Origin of the sequence: Sinorhizobium prairiense, from assembly GCF_029201645.2 — a bacterium.
Classification (GTDB): Bacteria; Pseudomonadota; Alphaproteobacteria; order Rhizobiales; family Rhizobiaceae; genus Sinorhizobium; species Sinorhizobium meliloti_A.
The window spans coordinates 149373-169656 of the sequence record NZ_CP104133.1 but is presented as its reverse complement, the minus strand read 5'-3'; the positions used below and the strand labels follow the sequence as shown (position 1 = coordinate 169656).

The 20284-nt window shown below is 63.1% G+C and carries 18 protein-coding genes and 2 pseudogenes; 14 read left to right on the top strand and 6 right to left on the bottom strand.

The annotated features are described in order from the left end of the window. Positions 1-32: 32 nt before the first annotated feature. The 3 genes from N0Q91_RS24120 to N0Q91_RS24110 are packed head-to-tail and all read left to right on the top strand — an operon-like array spanning position 33 to position 3067. Positions 33-509 carry a TRAP transporter small permease gene (locus N0Q91_RS24120; RefSeq protein ID WP_275599309.1) on the top strand — a complete coding sequence of 159 codons (477 nt, stop codon included), beginning with the start codon at positions 33-35 and terminating at the stop codon, positions 507-509. Then, positions 506-1786, top strand: a complete 1281-nt coding sequence (locus tag N0Q91_RS24115) for a TRAP transporter large permease (RefSeq protein ID WP_275599308.1) — start codon at positions 506-508, stop codon at positions 1784-1786. The genes N0Q91_RS24120 and N0Q91_RS24115 overlap by 4 nt, the downstream gene beginning before the upstream one ends. Positions 1787-1822: 36 nt before the next feature. Further along, on the top strand, positions 1823-3067 hold the full coding sequence (locus tag N0Q91_RS24110) for a Zn-dependent hydrolase (RefSeq protein WP_275599307.1): 1245 nt from the start codon (positions 1823-1825) through the stop codon (positions 3065-3067). 53 nt (positions 3068-3120) lie between these two features. Here N0Q91_RS24110 and N0Q91_RS24105 read toward each other — a convergent pair. Together N0Q91_RS24105 and N0Q91_RS24100 are read right to left on the bottom strand one after the other, a co-directional pair. After that, positions 3121-4039, bottom strand: a pseudogene (locus tag N0Q91_RS24105) (LysR family transcriptional regulator). Positions 4040-4201: 162 nt separating this feature from the next. Next, positions 4202-5011 carry a class I SAM-dependent methyltransferase gene (locus N0Q91_RS24100; RefSeq protein WP_275599305.1) on the bottom strand — a complete coding sequence of 270 codons (810 nt, stop codon included), beginning with the start codon at positions 5009-5011 and terminating at the stop codon, positions 4202-4204. A gap of 105 nt (positions 5012-5116) precedes the next feature. Between N0Q91_RS24100 and N0Q91_RS24095 the strand changes: the two genes are divergently transcribed. From N0Q91_RS24095 to N0Q91_RS24080, 4 genes and pseudogenes are all read left to right on the top strand, one after another. Next, positions 5117-6241: an ABC transporter substrate-binding protein gene (locus tag N0Q91_RS24095; protein ID WP_275599304.1), complete on the top strand. Its 1125-nt coding sequence runs from the start codon at positions 5117-5119 to the stop codon at positions 6239-6241. 53 nt (positions 6242-6294) lie between these two features. Then, positions 6295-7432: pseudogene (locus N0Q91_RS24090) on the top strand (ABC transporter substrate-binding protein). Beyond that, positions 7429-8499, top strand: coding sequence for a FecCD family ABC transporter permease (locus N0Q91_RS24085; RefSeq protein WP_033047834.1), 1071 nt, complete (start codon positions 7429-7431; stop codon positions 8497-8499). The pseudogene N0Q91_RS24090 and the gene N0Q91_RS24085 overlap by 4 nt, the downstream one beginning before the upstream one ends. Further along, positions 8493-9254 carry an ABC transporter ATP-binding protein gene (locus N0Q91_RS24080; RefSeq protein ID WP_275599303.1) on the top strand — a complete coding sequence of 254 codons (762 nt, stop codon included), beginning with the start codon at positions 8493-8495 and terminating at the stop codon, positions 9252-9254. The genes N0Q91_RS24085 and N0Q91_RS24080 overlap by 7 nt, the downstream gene beginning before the upstream one ends. Before the next feature lie 9 nt (positions 9255-9263). On the opposite strand, the gene rfbC is transcribed toward N0Q91_RS24080, so the two are convergent. Further along, positions 9264-9803, bottom strand: a complete 540-nt coding sequence (gene rfbC / locus N0Q91_RS24075) for a dTDP-4-dehydrorhamnose 3,5-epimerase (protein ID WP_275599302.1) — start codon at positions 9801-9803, stop codon at positions 9264-9266. Between the two features lie 201 nt (positions 9804-10004). Between rfbC and N0Q91_RS24070 the strand changes: the two genes are divergently transcribed. The 3 genes from N0Q91_RS24070 to N0Q91_RS24060 are packed head-to-tail and all read left to right on the top strand — an operon-like array spanning position 10005 to position 12113. Continuing rightward, positions 10005-10493, top strand: coding sequence for an acyltransferase (locus N0Q91_RS24070; RefSeq protein ID WP_275599301.1), 489 nt, complete (start codon positions 10005-10007; stop codon positions 10491-10493). Next, positions 10493-11335 carry an NAD-dependent epimerase/dehydratase family protein gene (locus N0Q91_RS24065; RefSeq protein ID WP_275600143.1) on the top strand — a complete coding sequence of 281 codons (843 nt, stop codon included), beginning with the start codon at positions 10493-10495 and terminating at the stop codon, positions 11333-11335. Before N0Q91_RS24070 ends, N0Q91_RS24065 begins: the two co-directional genes overlap by 1 nt. A 1-nt stretch (position 11336) precedes the next feature. Then, positions 11337-12113, top strand: coding sequence for a cephalosporin hydroxylase family protein (locus N0Q91_RS24060; RefSeq protein WP_102761731.1), 777 nt, complete (start codon positions 11337-11339; stop codon positions 12111-12113). A gap of 557 nt (positions 12114-12670) precedes the next feature. Here the strand turns inward: N0Q91_RS24060 and N0Q91_RS24055 are convergent. The 3 genes from N0Q91_RS24055 to rfbF are packed head-to-tail and all read right to left on the bottom strand — an operon-like array spanning position 12671 to position 15744. Beyond that, positions 12671-13903, bottom strand: a complete 1233-nt coding sequence (locus N0Q91_RS24055) for a class I SAM-dependent methyltransferase (protein ID WP_275599300.1) — start codon at positions 13901-13903, stop codon at positions 12671-12673. A 6-nt stretch (positions 13904-13909) separates the two neighbouring features. Continuing rightward, complete coding sequence (rfbG, locus tag N0Q91_RS24050; protein ID WP_275599299.1) at positions 13910-14980, bottom strand: CDP-glucose 4,6-dehydratase; 1071 nt, start codon at positions 14978-14980, stop codon at positions 13910-13912. After that, positions 14977-15744 carry a glucose-1-phosphate cytidylyltransferase gene (gene rfbF / locus N0Q91_RS24045; RefSeq protein ID WP_026168955.1) on the bottom strand — a complete coding sequence of 256 codons (768 nt, stop codon included), beginning with the start codon at positions 15742-15744 and terminating at the stop codon, positions 14977-14979. The genes rfbG and rfbF overlap by 4 nt, the downstream gene beginning before the upstream one ends. 242 nt (positions 15745-15986) lie before the next feature. Here rfbF and N0Q91_RS24040 point away from each other — a divergent pair, with 242 nt between their 5' ends. The 4 genes from N0Q91_RS24040 to N0Q91_RS24025 all read left to right on the top strand — a co-directional run bounded on the left by N0Q91_RS24040 (position 15987) and on the right by N0Q91_RS24025 (position 19977). Then, on the top strand, positions 15987-17426 hold the full coding sequence (locus tag N0Q91_RS24040) for an FAD-binding oxidoreductase (protein WP_275599298.1): 1440 nt from the start codon (positions 15987-15989) through the stop codon (positions 17424-17426). A 42-nt stretch (positions 17427-17468) separates the two neighbouring features. After that, positions 17469-18890, top strand: coding sequence for a pyridoxal phosphate-dependent decarboxylase family protein (locus tag N0Q91_RS24035; RefSeq protein ID WP_275599297.1), 1422 nt, complete (start codon positions 17469-17471; stop codon positions 18888-18890). Positions 18891-19062: 172 nt separating this feature from the next. Beyond that, a complete protein-coding gene (locus tag N0Q91_RS24030) occupies positions 19063-19530 on the top strand; it encodes an EF-hand domain-containing protein (RefSeq protein WP_275599296.1) in 468 nt (155 codons plus the stop codon). A gap of 81 nt (positions 19531-19611) precedes the next feature. Beyond that, the gene (locus N0Q91_RS24025; RefSeq protein ID WP_100671573.1) at positions 19612-19977 is read left to right on the top strand and encodes a DUF488 domain-containing protein; all 366 of its coding nucleotides are present in this window, start codon (positions 19612-19614) and stop codon (positions 19975-19977) included. The last annotated feature ends 307 nt before the right edge of the window (positions 19978-20284 follow it).

Genomic DNA, 20284 nt, shown 5'->3' with positions numbered 1-20284 from the left:
CATGTCCGTCCGTCCACACCAGCGAGGCTTCCATGCAAGACGCATCGATACCGCGTCCGCGGATTTCCAATGCCATAGACAACGTAGCCCGCGCGGCGGGCGGCCTGGCCATCGCCACCTTCACCGCCATCATCGTCTACGTCGTCATTTGCCGTTATGCCCTTTCCTTCACACCGCGCTGGTCGGAGGAGATCCCGCGTCTTCTCTTGGTCTGGGTGACGTTCATCGGTGCGGTTTCCGCCTTCGTCCGCAACACGCATCTTTGCGCCGGCCTGACGGACCTGCTCGTTGCGCCCGGCCGGTTCCGTTCCTTCCTGGCCGTACTCGCGCGTCTGGCATCCCTCCTGTTCCTGGTCGTCGTCATCTGGTCCGGATGGAAGATAACGGTGCTGACATGGTCGCATGAAACCACGGTCCTGAGCTGGCCCGCCGGGCTCGTCTATCTCGCGCTGCCGGTCACCGGCGCCACCGCCCTCGGTGCCCTCGTTGCCGCGGAACTGCGCAAATGAGCCTTGCCCTTCTCGTCCTCTTTGCCGTCTTCATTCTTTTGCTCCTGATCGATGCACCGATCGCGATTGCGCTTGCGCTTTCCTCGGTCGCTTATCTGCTGGTCGGCGATGTCTTGCCGCTGATGGTGGTCGCGCAGCGCATGGTCGCGGGGATCGACAGCTTCACGCTGCTTGCAATCCCGCTTTTCCTGCTTGCCGGTTTGCTGATGGTGCATGGGGGGCTCGCCCCGAGGATCGTCAATCTCTGCGCGGCTGTCGTGGGACAGCGGACGGGTGGTCTCGCCATCGTGATGATTGCCGCCTGCATGATGTTCGGCTCGCTCTCGGGATCGGGTGTCGCTGACGTGGTGGCGATCGGTTCCATGCTGCTGCCGGCCATGAAGGAGCGCGGCTACGATCCGGGCTTCTCCGCCGCAGGTCTCGGCTGCGCCGGTTCGCTTGGCACGGTCATTCCGCCGTCTATTGTCCTGATCGTCTACGGAACGGCGACCGGAACATCGATCGGGCAGCTTTTCATCCACTCCATCGGTCCAGGTATTCTGCTCGGTCTCGGGCTGATGGTCGTCGCGTGGTGGATTTCCCGCAAAAACGGTTGGAAGGGCGGGGAACCGTTCAGTTGGACTCGGCTGGGCACCGCTCTGCGCGAATCCGTGCTTGCCCTGCTCGCGCCGGTCATCATCGTCGGCGGCATCCGCTTCGGCATCTTCACGCCGACGGAGGCGGCGGGCATCGGCGTCGCCTATGCGCTGCTCGTCGGGGCTTTCGTCTATCGCCAGCTGACGCTCGCCAAGGTCTTCAACCTCTTGCGCGAAACGACGGAAATGACCGGTTCCATCCTCATCGTCATCGCGGCCGCCTCAGTCTTCGGCTGGATCCTGACGGTCGAGCAGGTTCCGCAGCTCGTCGTCAATGCCATCACCGGCGCGACCGAGAGCGCCACGGTCGCTCTCATACTGATGATGGTCGCGGTCCTGGTCCTTGGCACTTTCATGGAATCGATCGCCATCATTCTCATCCTTGCGCCCGTTTTCCTGCCGGTGCTGCGGGTCTTCGAGATCGATCCGGTCTATTTCGGCGTACTGCTGACCATCAACCTGGCGATCGGCGCCAACACACCGCCACTCGGCATCGACCTGATGGCCGCGTGCCGCACCGGTGGCATTCCGATGTCGGCGTCCTTCCGCTACCTGCTGCCGTTCATCGGCGTCATGGCGCTCATCATGTTCCTCCTCATTCTCTTCCCGGGGCTGATGACACTGATGTCGCTCGGAATGTGAGCCGCTTCGTCCGCAATTGCATTTGAAAGGTGAACCATGTCGTTCGCATCGAACACCCGTGCCAACATCGATCGCTTCTGGTCGACCATCGAGACTTCCGCCGAAATCGGCCAGGGGCGGCCGGGCGGTCTCGCCCGCCTCACGCTGACGGACGATGATCGCAGAATGCGCGACCTGTTCGTCAACTGGTGTCGTGATGCAGGGCTGAGCGTCGAGATCGATGAACTCGGCAACATCTTCGGGCGGCGCGAAGGAAGCGACCCGTCGCTGCCGCCGGTGCTGATCGGCAGCCATCTCGATACCCAGATCAACGGTGGTCGCTTCGATGGGATTGCCGGCGTTCTTTCCGGACTAGAGGTGATCCGTACGCTGAACGACGTCGGTCATGTCACCCGCCGTCCGATCGTCGTCGTCAATTGGACGAATGAGGAGGGAGCGCGCTTCTCGCCGCCTATGGTCGCATCCGGCTGCTTCGTCGGGGCCTATGACGGGGACTGGGTCAAAGAGCTCGTCTCCGACGACGGAGCGCGTTTTGGCGCCGAGCTCGAGCGCATCGGTTACAACGGAAACAAGCCCTGTCGTGCCGGTGAGATCGATGCCTATTACGAACTGCATATCGAGCAAGGGCCGATCCTCGACCTCGAGAAACGCGATATCGGAGTGGTGACGGGCGGATATCCGAGCTACGGGATGAGGGTGCGCTTTACGGGCAAGACGGCGCATACCGGCCCGACGCCGATGGACCTGCGCCGCAATGCGCTGATCGCGGGCGCACGCTGGCTGACTGCCGTGGATGACATCGGCTGGGACTTTGCCGTCGGCGACGGCAAGGCGACAGGCGCCCGGCTGGCGGCGTGGCCGAACAAACCGGGCATCCTCTCCGACACGGCCCAAGCGATCTGCGACGTTCGCCATCCCGATGCGGCGACCGCGCGCGTAATGGGTGAAAAGATGCGCCGTGCCGTCTTCGAAAGCGCCGCCCGCGCCGGCTGCGACGCGGTGATAGAGGACGAGTGGTTTTGGGGCGGGGACATCTTCGATCACGCGATGGTGGATGGAATCCGGGCTGAAGCGGTCCGGATGGGCTACGACTGGCGTGACATCCAGTCCCAGGCCGGCCATGATGCCTATTTCCTCGCGCGACATTGCCCGACGGCAATGATCTTCACGCCCTGCAAGGGCGGCATCACCCACAACAACGAGGAAGACTGCGACCGCGACGATCTTGCGCCGGGCCTCAATGTCCTGTTGCACGCGGTCGTGGCGCGCGCCGACCGCTGATCGATCGGAGCACTTCCAGGAAGATTGCGTACCGGCTTTCCGCCGGGACGCCCTCAGTGCATTTCCGGGTAGAGCGAACGTAGCTCCTGCATCAGGTCGATGAAATGTTGCTCGGCGCGGGAATAGTCACCTTCCGGGTGCGTCACCAGAAACACGTCCGCGCCGAGCGGATAACCCTTGATTTCGAGCGGCCAGAGAAGTCCGCTCGCGACTTCGTCGTGAACGGCCGTCAACGGGAGAATTCCGATCCCGAGGCCGGCGACGATCATGCGTCTCACCTCCTCGAGATTTGGGCTTTGCCCGCTGATCCGTTCGCCGAGACCGAGGCTTTGGCTGAGGACCGCCATCGGCTCGAGACCCATGCCTTCGGTGGCGCAAGTAAAGGAAACAAAGGATTCCTGCCGCAATTCCCTCTTCTCCACCTCCTTGCGGCCGAAGAGGGGATGCTCAGCGCCGCAATAGACGCTGAATTCTTCGCGGAACAGCAACTGACAATTCAGGCTGAAGACGGGGCGCGACAGGAGACATAATCCTATTCCGCATTTCTCCGTCTGAATCCGCTTGACCGTGTCCTGGCTGTTCTGGACCTCCATCACCCAGGTTACGGAGGGATAGCGCTGATGGTAGAGACGCAATGCTTCGTTTATGAGCGGGACTCGAGGTTCGAGATGATCTGGATGCGCACCTCGCCGAACTCTTCGGCGGTTCTTTCCTGCGTGAGCTGGCCAATCCGCTCGACGGCACGGAAGATCTCACCGCATTCCTCGTAGATTTTCTGCCCCGGGCCGTCAGCTCGAACTTCCGGCTGCCGCGAAGGACGAGCTGACAGGCCAACTGCTCCTCCAGTCGTTGCAGCGCCTGACTGACCGATGGCTGGCTCATGTTCAGCCGGGCCGCTGCCCGCGTGAGACTTCGCTCTTCGGCGATCATGAAAAACGACCGTAGGAGATTGAGATTGAGATCTGTCGACATCGTACGGGCCTATCCAATTGCAACTCCACTCACGTGGGGTCGGCACCAGCTGCTGAACCACGATGGCAGTGCAGCTTCCCGGAGAGATAGAGCACCGACACGTCGAAGCTCAAGAGTGCTGAATTGGCCCGCCGCCGCGCGCAGCCTTTCAGTAGGGCGGCATCAGGCCAGGGGTTTGCTTGCGCGGATCGCAAAGCGGTGCTGGCTTCTGCGCGCAAGGCCCTTGAACAGATTCCAGTTCTTTGCCTGCATCCGGTGTATCTCTCCGAGATCGGTATCGACCGTGATGTCGGCGAAACCGGCGACCCGCAGCAATTCGACGACGGCCTCGGCGCGCGCTCCTTGCGAGAAGTGGACGCGGGCAAGAATGCTTCGATGCGTTTCCAGCATCTCGCGCGGCTGTGATGGCGCCTCGGGCCCGAGAAGGCCGACACGCTGCCCCCAGGCGTTGAGCGACGAAAAGAACCGCTCGAGCCGGGTCGAATTGACGAAATCACCGTCGACGACGAGAAGCCTGCCGCCGGGCTTGAGGACGCGAAGCCATTCCCTGAAGGCTGCGGCCGGGTCCACCAGCGTCCAAACGAGATGCCGGTTCACGACGACGTCATAATGGTCGTCCGGCTCCATGGTATTTTCCGCGTCGCCAATGCGGAAGGAAATATCGCGTCCGCGGCTCTTCGCTTTTTGCCGCGCGCGTTCCAGCATCGGCTCGGCCCAGTCGATACCCGCCACCCGGAAGCCGAGATCGTCGAGAAGGTGCGAGACCACTCCGGTCCCGCTCGCAAGATCGAGCGCCGAGCGACCGGCACCCTCGCCGAGATGGCGCAGGATGAGCCGATGCCAGGCGGCGCGTTCCTCCTCGGAAAAAATCTCGTGGCCGGGAGAGAGATCGAAAGTGGCCGCACGTTGCGACCAATAGGCTTTGATTTCGTCGCGAAGATCATAATTGGGCCGCGTTGCCACGTCGCTCATTTTCAGTCCTGGTATCGTCTGTTTGGAAGCGTTCTAAAAGATATATGTTGACTGGTAAAGTCATGAAATATTAGAAGGCACCGAATTTCGAAGGAGCAGGGAACGATGAAGGTTTTCAACATGGTGGCCGCTGCCGCCGCGGGTTTCTGCACGCTTGTTTCGAGCGCCGCGTTCGCCGACGCCATCAAGGTAACCGATGTCACCGGTCGCGAGGTCGAAGTCAATGTGCCGGTCGAGCATGTGATCCTCGGAGAGGGGCGCCAGATCTACTTTGTCGGCGCTCTCGACAAGGACGAGCCGTTCAAGCGGGTCGTCGGCTGGCGCGACGACCTCACCAAGGCGGATCCCGAGACATACGCCGCCTTTCTCGCGAAGTACCCCGAGATTGCCAAGCTGCCGACCTTCGGCGGCATGAAGGACGGCACCTTCGACGTTGAGCAGGCGGTGGCGCTGAAGCCGGACGTCATGCTGATGAATATCGACGCAAAGACCGCAACCGAGGAAGCGGGCTACATCGAGAAGCTCGAAAAAGTCGGTATTCCGCTCGTCTATGTCGATTTCCGCGAAAAGCCGATGGAGAACACCGAACCGAGCATGCGCCTTATCGGCAAGCTGTTCGGCGAGGAGGCAAAGGCCGAGGAATTCATCAAGTTCCGTGCCGACAGCATCGCCAAGGTGACCGATACCCTCGCAAAGGCCGATCCGAAGAAGCCGCTCGTGTTCATGGAGCGCGCCGGGGGCTATTCGGATGACTGCTGCATGTCGTTCGGCAACGAGAACTTCGGCAAGATGGTCGAGCTCGCAGGCGGCGTGAACATGGCGAAGGACATCATTCCCGGCACCTTCGGCACCGTCAATCCGGAGCAGGTCATCGCGTCCAACCCCGACCAGATCATCATCACGGGCGGCAACTGGGAGGGTTACGTTCCTGGCGGTGCCTGGGTCGGTGTCGGCTACGGCGCTGACGAGAAGGAGGCGCAGCGCAAGCTCGAAGCCCTCACCACCCGTCCTGCCTTCACCGGTGTGAAGGCGGTCAAGGACGGCAATGTCCATGCCATCTGGCATCAGTTCTACAACAACCCCTACCAGTTCGTGGCCATACAGCAGATAGCGAAGTGGCTGCATCCGGATCTGTTCAAGGATCTCGATCCGGAGGCGACGTTCAAGGAACTGCACGAGCGCTTCCTGCCATTGCCCTACAAGAGCGGCTACTTCGTCTCCCTGAAGTAAGGCTCCAAGTTCGGAAGGCGTCAGCCTTCCGATTTCCCGTTCGCGAGGTTCCGATGCCGATACTGAGGAAGGCTCTTCTTGCGCTTGCCGCCGTCGCAATTGCCGCGGCGCCGGTGACCGCGGCGGAAATCACCGACGTTACCGGACGAAAGATCGAACTCGATCTCCCGGCAAAACGGATATTGCTGGGAGAGGCGCGCCAGATTCACATCGCGGCGGCACTGAAGCGCGAATCAGTCTTCGATACGATCGTCGGCTGGCGCGACGACCTGATCAAGAAGGATCCGGAACTCGTATGCGGGTTACCTCGAGCGCTTTCCGGAAATCGAAAAGCTGCCGCGTTTCGGTTACATCCCGAGCGGTGATTTCAGCCTGGAGGCGGCAATCGCGCTGAAGCCCGATGTGCTGACGCTCAATCTCGAAGCCGAAGAAGCAGTCGAGGAGTCGGGCTTCATCGAAAAGGCGGCAGCCGCGGGCATAGCCGTGGTCTATCTCGACTTCCGGGTGGACCCGTCGAAGAACAGTGAGAAATCCATCCGGATTCTGGGCCAGCTCTTCGGCGCGGAGACACGGGCGGACGAGTTCATCGAGTACCGGCGCGCCCAGATCGCTGTCGTGAGCGAGCGGCTGGCCAACGCCGGAGCGGTCGACCGCCCCACGGTCTTCATCGAGCGCTCGCCCGGAATAACGGGCGAGACGCCATGCTGTCGGACCTTCGGCCCGGCGAATTTCGGCGAGATGGTCGAAAAGGCCGGCGGTCACAATATCGGATCCGACGTATTCACGACCACGTTCGGCGATCTCAATCCCGAGCAGCTCGTCGTCGCGAATCCCGAGCATGTGATCGTCACCGGCAGCAACTGGTCGGCCGAGTCGGACCTGAACCAGTTCGTGAGCGTCGGACGCGGCGCCGATCCAGCGGCGGCACGGGAGCGGCTGAAGGGCCTGATGCAGCGGCCGGCTTTTGCGAGCCTCGAAGCGGTGAGGGCCGGCAGGGTCTATGCCGCCTGGCACCAGTTCTATGGCGCGCCCTATGAGTTCGTGCCGATCCAGCAATTCGCCAAATGGTTCCATCCGGACCTTTTTGCGGATATCGATCCGGACCGGACCTTCCGTGAATTCCATGAGAAATTCCTTCCGGTTGCCTATCGGCCGGGCTATTTCGTGTCGCTCACCGACGGAGAGAAATGATGGCCGCTATCGCCGAGGAGACCGCAGGCATCGAAGGGCGCGGTCGGTACCGCGCTCTCGTCTTTCGCCGGCTCTTCATGCTGTCGGGACTCGTCGCCGCGCTGTTCATCTCCGTCGCCGTCGACATGGCGCTCGGCCCGGCCAATTATTCCCTTTCGGACGTTCTGACGGCCCTGTTTCATGCCGAGACGGTAACCGATCAGCTTCGCGTCGTGATCTGGGACATACGCATGCCCATCGCGCTGATGGCCGTGACGGTCGGCGCCTCGCTCTCTCTCGCCGGCGCGCAGATGCAGACGATCCTGGCCAATCCGCTGGCAAGTCCGTTCACGCTGGGCATCTCGGCCGCGGCCGGCTTTGGCGCGGCGCTCGGCCTCGTCGCGGGCGTTGCCGTCTTCCCGGTCGCCGTTCAGTACATGGTGCCGCTCAATGCCTTCCTGATGGCTATGATAGCGGCGCTCTTCATCCATTTCGCCTCCACCATGCGCGGGGTCACCGTCGAAACGATCGTCCTTCTGGGCATCGCACTCGTCTTCACCTTCAACGCGGCGCTGTCGCTGCTCGAATATCTTGCTTCAGAACAGGCGCTTGCGGCGGTCGTGTTCTGGACGATGGGCAGTCTCACCAAAGCGACATGGCCGAAGGTCTGGGTCACGGCCGCCGTACTGCTCGTCGCGGTGCCGGTCTTCGCACGCCGCGCCTGGGCGCTGACGGCGCTCCGGCTCGGCGACGACAAGGCGGCGAGCTTCGGCATCAATGTCCGCCGCCTCAGGCTCGAAACGATGCTGACCGTCAGCCTGCTCGCGGCGATCCCGGTGTCCTTCGTCGGAACGATCGGTTTCGTCGGTCTCGTCGGACCGCATATCGCCCGCATGCTCGTCGGCGAAGACCAGCGGTTCTTCCTGCCGGCCTCCGTCCTTTGCGGCGCGCTGCTGCTCTCCGTAACGTCGGTGGTCAGCAAGATGATCATTCCCGGAGCGGTGCTGCCGATCGGCATCATCACCGCGCTCGTCGGCGTACCCTTCTTCTTCGTGCTGATTTTCACCAACAGGAAGCGCGCATGGTAAGCCTCGCCCTCAAGGATGTCGGCGCCACCTATGGCCGGCGTGTGGTCCTTTCCGACATCAACACAGGCACATTGAGGGGCGGGCAACTCACCGCCGTCATCGGTCCGAACGCGGCCGGGAAGTCGACGCTGTTCAAGCGGATCGCCGGCCTTGCCGCCGGTCCGGGCCTCGTCCATCTTTCCGATACGGCCAAGGGCGCGGAAGCAATCTGCTACATGCCGCAGGATACCGGCGCCAATGCCGTCCTGACGGTCTACGAGTCGGTGCTGCTTTCCGCCAAACAGGGTTCGGGCTGGAAGGTCAAGGACGGCGAACTGGCGGAAATCGACCACGTGCTTGCGGCGCTCAAGATCGAGGATCTCGCCTTTCGCGGCCTTGGTGAACTTTCCGGAGGACAGCGCCAGCTCGTCTCCATCGCGCAGGCGCTGGTGCGCAAGCCCGAGGTCCTGCTGATGGACGAACCGACCTCGGCGCTCGATCTCTTCCGCCAGATCGAGGTGCTCGGCTTCATGAAGCGGCTCGCCGCTCAATCCGGCATGGCGGTGCTGATCGCCCTGCACGACCTGAACCACGCGCTGCGCTATTGCGAGGATACGATCGTGATCAGCGGGGGATCGGTCGTGGCCAGCGGCCCGACCCATGCCGTCGTCACCGCCGACATGCTGAAAACGGTCTATCGCGTCGAGGCGCGCGTCGAAGCCTGTTCTCGCGGGCGGCCGGTCATCATCGTCGACGACTCCCTCGCCTTCGGGTGAAGTGCCGCCTCAAGCGGAGATGAAGGCAAAGGCACGGTCGCGCTCCGACATCTGCGCCACTTCGAGCGGCCAGGAAATGGCGAGGTGCGGGTCGAGCGGATTGAGCCCGCCTTCCGCTTCGGGCGCATAGGGCTTGTCGTGCAGATAGACGAGTTCGCAATCCTCGCTCAGCGTCTGAAAGCCATGGGCAAAGCCGCCGGGGATCATCATCGAGCGGGCATTCTCCGCGCTCAGGATTTCCCCGTGCCATTGCAGATAAGTGGGCGAATCCGGCCTGATGTCGACGGCGACATCGAATACGGTGCCGGCCAGGCACGAGACGAACTTCGCCTCGTCATGGGGTGGCCGCTGGAAGTGCATGCCACGGATCGTGCCCTTTGCTCGCGTCAGGGTGTGGTTGATCTGCGCGATCGTTCCGTCAGCGCCGAAATCGCGCAATTCGTCCCGGCAGAAGAAGCGTGAGAAAAAGCCGCGTTCGTCGCCGGTTTGCTTGCGCTCGACGACCGTGAGGCCGGCGAGAGACGTGGAGAGACGATTGAAGCGCGACATGAATTCCTCGATACAGCGTTCCCGACCGATGCTTCTTGCACGATCCGGCGTTGACGCGGCAAGCGCTAACTGGAAAAGAGGACACCGAGACAACCCTCTATCGCGCCGAGCGTCTCATCAGATGCGCAAAGGCTGGAGCGGGGTGCGGGCGGAAAACCGCACACACTTTCCTCATCCCGCTCTCGAAATATCGGAGTCATCATGATCGAGGTGCATCCCTCGGCTAAGATCAGCCCCCTCTGCGATATCGAGGATTCCGTGCGGGGCACACGGATTGTCGTCGGAGACGCATCGGTCATCGACAGCTTCGTCAAGATCAAACCGGCGGGCGGCACCGGCGACCTCACGATCGGCCGCTTCTGTTACGTCAACAGCGGCTGCGTCTTCTATACCGGTAACGGCATAAGCATCGCCGACAATGTCTTGATCGCGGCCAATTGTACCTTCGCTCCGGTCAATCACGCCTATGGCGACCGGGATCGCCTGATCCGGGAACAGGGCTTCCTGCCGAGCCGCGGCGGCATCGTGGTCGAGGAGGATGTCTGGATCGGGGCGAATTCGGTGATCCTCGACGGCGCCCTGTTGCGCAAGGGCTGTGTCATCGCTGCCGGGTCCATCGTGCGCGGCGAGGTCGAAGCCTACACCGTCTGCGGCGGCAATCCGCTGAGGCGCCTGGGGGTGCGATCGTGATGTTCACGGTTTTCGGCGGCTCCGGTTTCATCGGGCGCAATCTCGTCCGCCGATTGCGCGAACGGGGTGCCGAGGTGCGTGTTCCTTCCCGCGCCGACATGCCGGCCTCCGGCGAGGACCTCGGCCATGTCATCTATGCCATCGGCCTTACGGCCGATTTCCGCACTCGGCCATTCGACACGATCGAAGCGCATGTCTCGCTCGCAGCGAAGCTCCTGCGTGAGAACGCGTTTTCGTCCTTTCTCTATCTCTCGTCCACTCGAGTCTATGCCGGCAGCGAGGATACACGCGAGGAAGCCCGGCTGTCGGTCTCGCCTCTCGATCCTTCGGATCTCTACAATCTCTCCAAGTTGACGGGGGAAGCGATCTGCCTCGCCTCCGGCCGCGAGAAGGTGCGGATCGCGCGCTTGTCGAACGTCGTCGGGCCTGACGAGGCGAAGTCGGACACGTTCCTCGGCGCGCTGTGCCGCGAGGCGGGCAGCGGCCATATCCAGCTCCAAACCGCGCTCGATTCGAGCAAGGACTATATCTGGATCGACGATGCCGTGGACCTCCTCTTGCGGATCGCGCAGGAGGGCCGCAATTCCGTCTACAACGTCGCAAGCGGCCGTCAGACGAGCCACGCCGAGTGGTGCGCAGCCATCCAATCCCGGACGAAATGCTCCGTAGCTGTGGACGACGGTGCGCCGACAGGTTCATTCGCATCGATCTCCGTCGACAGGTCGAAGGACGAGTTCGCTTTTGCTGCAGCACCTGTGCTAGAGCGCATCGCAGAAATCCTGGGCGAGGGAGAGCCGGATACCGGTTGCCACCCGCGGCCCTCCAGAAGAAGCAGGATCTGACATGGACCCTATCGAACAATTCCGCACCGAGCGGGCGGCCGCGATCGACGGCTACGGCCGTGACGGCGATTTCCAGGCGCTGTCGAACCAGTGGCGCGAAGCTTCTATGGCGAAGCGTTACGTCTATAATTTCGATTGGCTGGGGCGCCCGATCATTCAGTATCCGCAGGATATCCTGGCGATGCAGGAACTGATCTGGGCGACGCGGCCCGATCTGGTGATCGAGACCGGGATCGCGCATGGAGGCTCGGTGATCATGAGCGCCTCGCTGCTCGCCATGCTCGACATGTGCGATGCGATCGAGGCGGGCGTTTCATTCGACCCCGGCCGGTCCAAGCGCAAGGTCATCGGTATCGACATCGACATCCGCGCCCACAACCGCGCGGCGATCGAGAGCCATCCGATGGCGAGCCGCATCCAGATGTTCGAGGGATCGTCCATCGATCCGGACATCGTCGCGCAGGTGCGTGAGGCGTCGGTCGGCTACAGCCGCGTCATGGTATGCCTCGATTCCATGCATACCCATGCGCATGTGCTCGCCGAACTCGAAGCCTATGCGCCGATGGTGACGGCCGGCTGCTATTGCGTGGTCTTCGACACTCTCGTCGAAGACATGCCCGCGGGATTCTTCGACGACCGCCCCTGGGACGTGGGCGACAATCCGAAGACCGCCGTGCATGAGTATCTGAAATCGCATCCTGAGTTCGAGATCGACCGGTCGGTTCAGAACAAGTTGATGGTGACCGTTGCGCCGGATGGCTTCCTGAAGAGGCTTTGACAGGTCCGCTTCCCTTTTGAGGGAGATCGCCCCGCCTGCAAGTGTCTGATCTAGGATCGACCTAAGCCATCGTGATCGATTCAAGAGGTTAGAGCGGGATGCGGGCGGAAAACCGCACTGACCTTCCTAAGTCGGTTGAGATCGAATACCCGCGGCCGCTTGTTTAGCTTCCTCATTCCTGTGCTTGTCACAGGAATCCAGCCAGGCCAAGTCCTTGGGCTGAAAGAACGCTTCCCGCGCCGCGGACGCGGCGCTGCTCTCATCCCTGTGACGAGCACAGGGATGAGGGGAGGAGAGGTTGCAGTCCTCCGATACGTTTCCTACAGCGCCGCGCGTCTTATGAGACGCGCAAAGGTCGCTGTAGCACTTTGAGCTGCTGCATGTTTGTGTCCATTGATCGGCTACGATCAATGGACACATGCAGTGGCGCACGGTCGGTACTCAATGAATTCAAGCGCATCGCCATGCGCGCCGACAAAACCGACCAGAGCTTCAACGCCACTATCCATCTCGCGGCAGCCGTCATAAACTCAAAATGAATCCCGACAAGCCTTAGACTAGATCACCCGCACTTCCGGAATGGCGACCACGAAGCGGCCACCCCAGCAGCGGATATAGGCGTGGGCGGCGACTATCTCGTCGGTCAGGTTCCAGGGCAGGATGACAATATAGTCGGGTTTTTCAGCCTCGATCCTGGCGGGATCGTAGATCGGAATGTGGCTGCCGGGCGAGAGCTTGCCCTGCTTCAGATCGTTGCGGTCCACGATGAAGTCGATATCCGACGCGGTGACCCCGCAGACGTTCAGGAAGGTGTTGCCCTTTGCTGCAGCGCCGTAGGCCGCTACGCGCTTGTTTTCGCTTCTGGCCTGCGCGAGAAACGCGCGGAATCCATCGCAGACCGCGGCGATGCGCCGCCCGAAGGCGGCGTAGGTGGGCATCTGCGTGAGTCCGGCGCTTTCCTCCTCGGCCCGCACTTCGGCGAGCTTCGCGGTCGCCGGTCTGTTTCCGGACACCGCCTGGGCGTAAACGCGCAGCGAGCCTCCATGGGTCGGCAGTTCCTCGACATCGAAGACCTCCAGCCCGCAAGCGGCGAAGATACGTTCGACGGCCGCGAGCGAGAGGTAGGAATAGTGCTCGTGATAGATCGTGTCGAATTGGATGCCTTCGATCAGCCGCAGGAGGTGCGGAAACTCGAAGGTAGCGACGCCGTCCGGCTTCAGGAGGATCGCAAAGCCGCTGACGAAATCCGCGATATCCGGCACATGGGCGAGAACATTGTTGGCGGCGGTGAGATCGGCGCGGATGCCGCGGGCGACGAGCGCGTTGGCCGTGTCACGGCCGAAGAAGGCGACATGGGTCGGCACGTTGCGGCCTTCGGCGATCCTCGCGGCATTGGCCGCCGGCTCGACGCCGAGCACGGGAATTTGCTTGGCCGCGAAATATTGCAGCAGGTAGCCGTCGTTCGACGCGACTTCCACCACCTGCGAGCTGCCGTCGAGAGCGAAGCGTTCGGTCATCGCCTCTGAATAACGGCGCGCATGGTCGAGCCAGCTCGTCGAGAATGACGAGAGATAGTGGTAGTCGGCGTTGAAGATTTCGTCCGCCGGGACCGTCTCGGTCGTCTGGACGAGCAGGCATTCGGAACAGACCATCACCTTCAGCGGAAAAGCCTTCTCCCGGGCGATCGCCTCCTCGGTCGGCTCGAGAAACGAGTTGGACCAGGGTGTCGCCCCGAGGTCGGCCACGACGGTTTCAAGCGGGGTCGAGCAGAAGCGGCAGGAGTGGGACATCGTGGATCAAAGGCCTTTCGTGAATGCTTCTATCTGGTCGAGCGTGAGTTGACGCGCAGCTTCGCCGCGGCGCCAGCCGTCGTACCAGCGCGCGGTCCATTCGATCGCCTGCTTCTGGGCGAGGCGCGGGCGCCATGCGAGGCTCTCGCCGGCGAGAGCCGGATCGAGGCCGAGCGTCTGCATCTCGCGCGGTTGCTCGAGCGCCGAGACGTCGTCCCATTCGGGGTCGAGCCCCATCGCGGCCTGCACGGCGTTCGCCACGTCGCGCACGGGGATTGCCGGCTCGGATGGCGAGGGGCCGAAATTCAGCGCATCGACATCGCTTTCGCCCTTGTAGAGTGCCTCGGCAAAGAGAAAATAGCCGTTGAGACAATCAAGCACGTGCTGCCAGGGACGCGTCGCGAGCGGGCTGCGAATATTGAGCCGCGAGCCGGAAAGGGCGGCGCGCACGACGTCCGGCACGAGCCGGTCGTCGGAAAAGTCGCCGCCGCCGATCACATTGCCGCCTCGTGCCGTGGCGACACGAATGCGGCGCTCCTTAAGGTAGGCGCTGCGCCAGGTTGCGACGGCAAGCTCGCAGGCTGCCTTGGAGCCCGAATAGGGGTCATGCCCGCCAAGCGTATCGCTCTCCCGGAAATGCCGCCCGCTCTCGTCGTTGCGATAGACCTTGTCGGTCGTCACGACGAGGACGGCCTTCACGGAAGGCGCCGCACGGACCGCTTCGAGCAGCCGGACCGTGCCCATGACATTGACGTCGAAAGTCTCGGCGGGCTCCGCATAGCTTTCGCGGACCAGCGGCTGCGCCGCCATGTGCAGGACGATCTCCGGCTCGCTCTTGCGTGCGATCGTCGCGAGCGCTTCACCGTCGCGAATGTCGCCGAATTGACCGCCCGGTGCTCCGTTCGGATGCAACAGGTCGTGGAGCGACGGCCGAGAGGCGGGCGGAAGTGCATAGCCGGTCACATGCGCGCCCATCTCCTGGAGCCACACACCCGCCCAGCTTCCCTTGAAGCCCGTATGGCCGGTCAGCAGGACGCGCTTTCCCGCCCAGAATCCCGGATCAGGGAGACGGCTCATGCCCAGACTTTCCAGGGCGCGCGGTTCTGCTGCCAGAGCTCTTCGAGCTGGGTCTTGTCGCGCAGCGTGTCCATCGGGCGCCAGAAACCTTCATGCGGGAAAGCCATCAGCTGCCCGTCGCGCGCCAGGCCCTCGAGCGGCGCGCTTTCGAAGGGGACGTGATCTCCCGCGATGCGGTCGAGCACGGAGCGATTAAGAACGAAAAAACCGCCATTGATGCGGCCGTTGTCGCCGGCCGGTTTCTCGGTAAAGCTCATGACCTGCCCGGCTTCGGTGGCGAGCGCACCATAGCGCCCCGGCGGCACCACGCTCGTCACGGTCGCCTCGCGGCCGTGACGCAAATGGAATTCGGTGAGCGCGCGGATATCGACATCGGCGACGCCGTCGCCATAGGTCAGGCAGAAGGTCTCGCCGAGATAGCCGGCGACACGTTTCAAGCGGCCGCCGGTCATGGACTCCGGTCCCGTATCGACCAGCGTCACCCGCCAGGGTTCTGCACTCTTCGTGTGATAGGCTGTCTCGCCCGTCGTCATGTCGAAGGTGACGTCGGAGGAATGCAGGATGTAGTTGGAGAAGTACTCCTTGATCATGTAGCCGCGATAGCCGAGGCAGATCACGAAATCCGAAAAGCCGTAATGGCTGTAGATCTTCATGATGTGCCAGAGGATCGGGCGCCCGCCGATCTCGATCATTGGCTTCGGCCTGAGGTGGCTCTCCTCCGAAATGCGGGTGCCGTATCCGCCGGCGAGAATGACCACCTTCATGCCCACGACTTCCCTCTCCATACTGCCTTCGACCGCCATTTCGCGGATTGCCGCGCCGGCGGTTCATTGGAGCATTTTAGCTGCGATTGCAAGAATCGCGCTGGCGGGAAGCCGTGTTGGCGCCCTGCAAGCTAACCCCAAAGGACTAGGGGCGGCGACCGCGGGTCTGCTTGCCGGGTGTAGGGCAAAGGCGCAGAATGCCCGCCGCTGGGGGCAATGGTTCACCGCGGGAGGAGCGAATCATGAACGACATGAGCCTCATCAATCTGCAAAACGGAATAACAATGATCAGCGCCGCGGCAATCGAGGCCTTTGCCGCGCGCCTTCGCGGGCGCGTCCTGATTGCGACCGACGCCGCCTATGACGAGGCGCGCACGATCTGGAACGGCATGATCGACAGAAGGCCCGGGCTGATCGTGCAATGCGCCGGAGCGGCCGACGTCGTCAATGCGGTGCGCTTCGCGGCGGAGAACCGATTGCTCGTCGCGGTGCGCGGCGGCGGTCACAACATCGCCGGCAACGCAGTCTGCGACGGCGGCATGGTGATCGACCTCACGCCGATGAAATCGGTGCGGGTCGATGCGACAACGAAGACGGCCTGGGTCGAGCCGGGGGCGACGCTTGCCGATCTCGACGTGGAGACGCAGGCCTTCCGTCTTGCATTGCCGACCGGCATCAACTCGACGACCGGTATTGCCGGCCTGACGCTCGGCGGCGGGTTCGGCTGGATCACGCGCAAATTCGGATTGACGATCGACAACCTGCTATCGGCCGATGTGGTCACGGCCAACGGCGAACTGGTGCGCGCGAGCCCCACCGAGCACCGCGACCTATTCTGGGGCATCAGGGGCGGCGGCGGCAATTTCGGAGTCGTGACGGCGTTCGAATTCCGCCTGCACGAACTCGGCCCCGACGTGCTCTCCGGGCTCGTCGTCCATCCCTTTGCCGAAGCCGAAAGCGTGCTGCAGCAATACAGGCAGGCCCTCGAAAATGCGCCGGACGAACTCACCTGCTGGGTGGTGATGCGCCAGGCGCCGCCGCTGCCCTTCATACCGGCCGAATGGCACGGCAAGGAGGTCGTCGTGCTCGCCATGTGCTATTGCGGCGATCTCGAGGCGGGCGAGAAGGCGGTGGCGGAGCTGCGGGCGATCGGCAATCCGATCGCCGACGTGGTATCGCCGCATCCCTTCGTCGGCTGGCAGCAGGCTTTCGACCCCTTACTCGCTCCGGGTGCCCGCAACTACTGGAAGAGCCACGACTTCATGGAGCTTTCCGATCAGGCGATCGGCATTCTCACCGAATCGATCCGTCAGTTGCCGGGCCCGGAATGCGAGGTATTCATCGCCCATGTCGGCGGCGCCGCCGGCCGCGTTGCGGCAGAGGAAACCGCTTTCCCGCAGCGCAACTCGCACTTCGTCATGAACGTGCACGGCCGATGGCGGGACGCGGCGATGGACCAGGCCTGCATCGACTGGGCGCGGCATCTCTTCGAGGCAGCAAAGCCCTATGCCGCCGGCACGGCCTACGTCAATTTCATGCCTGAAGACGAGATGGACCGGGTCGAGGCGGCCTACGGCGCGAACTATGGCCGGCTCGTCGAGGTCAAGCGGCATTACGACCCGCTCAACCTCTTCCGGATGAACCAGAACGTTCGGCCGATAGAGGAACGCGGGGCGGCCTGAAGCGGGTGGCCTCGTTCGTAAGGCAACGCCTGGAGGCAGTTCATGAAGGAGCAAACGACCCTCGAAATTCTTCAACGCGCGGCGGAGCACGCCGCGCGTTTCCGCGAGAAAATTACGGAGCTGCCGCAGCGGCCGGAGCAATCGTATCCGGCCGCATTGAAGATGTTTCGGGAAGCTCTGCCGGAACGGGGAAGCGCCGGTACCGTAGTGATCGAAGAGCTTGCCGCGAAAGCGGAGCCGGGGCTTCACGCGATGACGGGGCCACGCTTCTTCGGCTGGGTCATCGGCGGTTCGCATCCGGTCGGGGTTGCGGCCGACTGGATGACGAGCGCCTGGGGACAGAATGCCGGCAACCATCACGCGGCGCCGGCCGCAGCCGCCGCCGAGGCAATCGCGGCCAACTGGCTGCTCGATCTTCTCGATCTCCCGCGGGAGAGTTCCGTCGGCTTTGCGACCGGGGCGACGCTTGCCAATTTCATCTGCCTCGCCGCAGCGCGCGGAGAGGTGCTGCGGCAGGCCGGATGGGATGTCGAGGCGCAGGGCCTCTTCGGCGCGCCGCCGGTCGCGGTGCTGATCGGCGACGACGCGCATGCGACGGTCTTTTCGGCGCTGCAGTTCCTGGGCTTCGGGCACGACCGCGTGCTGCGCGTCCGGACCGACGACATGGGTCGCATCACCGGACCGGCTTTCGCCGAGGCAGCGGCGCAGGTCGCCGGACCCTGCATTGCGATACTGCAGGCAGGACAGATCAATACCGGTGCCTTCGACGACTTCGCCGGCATCATGCCGATTGCCCGGCGCCTGGGCGCCTGGGTTCATGTCGACGGCGCCTTCGGCCTCTGGGCGCGCGCCGCTCCCGGAAAGCGCGGGCTCACCGACGGGATCGAAGAAGCACATTCCTGGGCGACCGATGGCCACAAATGGCTGCAGACGCCCTATGACTGCGGATATGCCATCATCCGCGATCAGGAAGCCCATCGCCGGGCGATGACGATCGCCGCGAGCTACCTGCCGCCGACCACCGAGGGCGAGCGGGACCCGAGCCATTTCGTGCCCGAACTGTCGCGCCGAGCCCGCGGTTTTGCCACCTGGGCGATGATCAAGCATCTGGGACGCGAAGGCATCGCCGCCATGGTCGACCGGCATTGCCGCGTCGCCCGCGCCATCGCCGAGCGGCTGAGCGGCGAAGAGCGCATAAACGTCCTGAACGAGGTGGTCCTCAATCAGATCCTGGTACGTTTCGAAGCGGCGAGGCCGGGCGATGAAGGCGACCGGATGACCCAGGCGACGATCGCCAGGCTGCAGGCCGACGGCATCCTGTTCGCCGGCGGCGCGGTCTGGCGCGGCCGCAAGGTGATGCGGCTCTCGGTCATCTCCTGGCTGACGGACGACCGCGCCGGCGAGAGGACCGCCGGGGCGATCATCGCTGCCTGGCGCGCCGTTCGTGATGGCACTGAGGTGTAAGGCGCTTTTGCCCGGCTCCGAAAGAAGGGCGGCCCGTGTCGGAACCTCTCCACGCCCTTGCGGTTAGCAGGCGATGGGGCGGCTGTTTTATGACCGCGGCGAAGCCGCCGCGCCGTCTGAGGACAATGCAGCCGCTACCGCACACCGACGTGCAACTCGAGGAGGAGCTCACATGTCACTGATGAAATTTCCGACCGTGACGGCCCTTGCCGCCATCATGGCCATCAGCGCCGCAACGGCCACTGCCGCCCAGGCACCCGCTCCAATTCCGCCCGCAGGAGAAATGCCGGCCCAGGACCAGGGCATTGAACCCGACATGCAACCCGGCGATCAGGGGGGCGGTGGAAGCGTCACCCAAGGCGATCAACCAGACATGATGCGCGAGGACATGATACGTGGCGACGGGAAGCGCGGCGACCGGATGCGGCACCGCGACCGGATGCGGGGCATGATGATGCACCGGCAGACGATGCACCGTCAGATGATGAAAATCATGTTCGCCATCACCGATGCGGACAATGACGGCGCCCTTTCCTTCGAGGAGATCAGCACCATCCACAAGCGGGTTTTCGACAAGGTCGATATCAACCGCGACGGCAAGGTCACGCCGGAAGAGATACAGGGCTTCTTCCACGATTAGCAAGGCTCCGCTACGCTGGATGAAAGCAGTTTTCCTCCCCGGGACGGTTGCGGCCGCCCCGGCACGCATCGTGGGGACCCTATGGCATCACTCCAGTTGAAGCGTGTCTACCAGGCGCCCGGCGCGTCCGACGGTACGCGCATCCTCGTCGACCGGCTCTGGCCGCGCGGCGTCGCCAAGGAAAAGGCCGGCATCGACCTCTGGCTCAAGGACATCGCGCCGAGCGACGCGCTGCGCAAGCGGTTTCATGGGAAGCCGCAGGATTGGGATGCGTTCTGCGTCGCCTATGCGGAGGAGCTCGAGAGCGGGGCCGCGCAGGCGGCGGTAGCGGAGTTGCGCGAACGATGGAAAGAGGGGCCGCTGACGCTGCTTTATGCCGCGCGTGACGAGGCGCACAACAATGCGGTTGCGCTGAAGGCGTGGTTGGAGCGGGGAGGGGCCTCTTAGTCCCTATGATTGCAGGTCGGATCGGCATAAAATCGTAATCGATTCTAGTAAGCAGGGCGGCATACGGGCGGAAAACCGCACATAGTTCGCCTCGTCCCGCTCCAAAGACGTGGACAATGACCGCCCTTGTTCACGCGACATTCCGTCCGCGGTTGCCGGTATCAACCCGGGCATGCGGTAGCCGCATAGTAGCCATTCCTTGCATTCGCCGTGCCTGATACCGATTTATGCAATGAAAGCTTCGACCCGTACTCCAACAATAAACGTGGCATACGTCCGCCCGGCCGACCGGCCGCGCCTGCGGAGG

Coding starts and splice junctions, on each gene's coding strand:
- N0Q91_RS24120 (WP_275599309.1), top strand. CDS start 33: ATGCAAGACGCATCGATACCGCGTCCGCGGATTTCCAATGCCATAGAC.
- N0Q91_RS24115 (WP_275599308.1), top strand. CDS start 506: ATGAGCCTTGCCCTTCTCGTCCTCTTTGCCGTCTTCATTCTTTTGCTC.
- N0Q91_RS24110 (WP_275599307.1), top strand. CDS start 1,823: ATGTCGTTCGCATCGAACACCCGTGCCAACATCGATCGCTTCTGGTCG.
- N0Q91_RS24100 (WP_275599305.1), bottom strand. CDS start 5,011: ATGAGCGACGTGGCAACGCGGCCCAATTATGATCTTCGCGACGAAATC.
- N0Q91_RS24095 (WP_275599304.1), top strand. CDS start 5,117: ATGAAGGTTTTCAACATGGTGGCCGCTGCCGCCGCGGGTTTCTGCACG.
- N0Q91_RS24085 (WP_033047834.1), top strand. CDS start 7,429: ATGATGGCCGCTATCGCCGAGGAGACCGCAGGCATCGAAGGGCGCGGT.
- N0Q91_RS24080 (WP_275599303.1), top strand. CDS start 8,493: ATGGTAAGCCTCGCCCTCAAGGATGTCGGCGCCACCTATGGCCGGCGT.
- rfbC (WP_275599302.1), bottom strand. CDS start 9,803: ATGTCGCGCTTCAATCGTCTCTCCACGTCTCTCGCCGGCCTCACGGTC.
- N0Q91_RS24070 (WP_275599301.1), top strand. CDS start 10,005: ATGATCGAGGTGCATCCCTCGGCTAAGATCAGCCCCCTCTGCGATATC.
- N0Q91_RS24065 (WP_275600143.1), top strand. CDS start 10,493: ATGTTCACGGTTTTCGGCGGCTCCGGTTTCATCGGGCGCAATCTCGTC.
- N0Q91_RS24060 (WP_102761731.1), top strand. CDS start 11,337: ATGGACCCTATCGAACAATTCCGCACCGAGCGGGCGGCCGCGATCGAC.
- N0Q91_RS24055 (WP_275599300.1), bottom strand. CDS start 13,903: ATGTCCCACTCCTGCCGCTTCTGCTCGACCCCGCTTGAAACCGTCGTG.
- rfbG (WP_275599299.1), bottom strand. CDS start 14,980: ATGAGCCGTCTCCCTGATCCGGGATTCTGGGCGGGAAAGCGCGTCCTG.
- rfbF (WP_026168955.1), bottom strand. CDS start 15,744: ATGAAGGTGGTCATTCTCGCCGGCGGATACGGCACCCGCATTTCGGAG.
- N0Q91_RS24040 (WP_275599298.1), top strand. CDS start 15,987: ATGAACGACATGAGCCTCATCAATCTGCAAAACGGAATAACAATGATC.
- N0Q91_RS24035 (WP_275599297.1), top strand. CDS start 17,469: ATGAAGGAGCAAACGACCCTCGAAATTCTTCAACGCGCGGCGGAGCAC.
- N0Q91_RS24030 (WP_275599296.1), top strand. CDS start 19,063: ATGTCACTGATGAAATTTCCGACCGTGACGGCCCTTGCCGCCATCATG.
- N0Q91_RS24025 (WP_100671573.1), top strand. CDS start 19,612: ATGGCATCACTCCAGTTGAAGCGTGTCTACCAGGCGCCCGGCGCGTCC.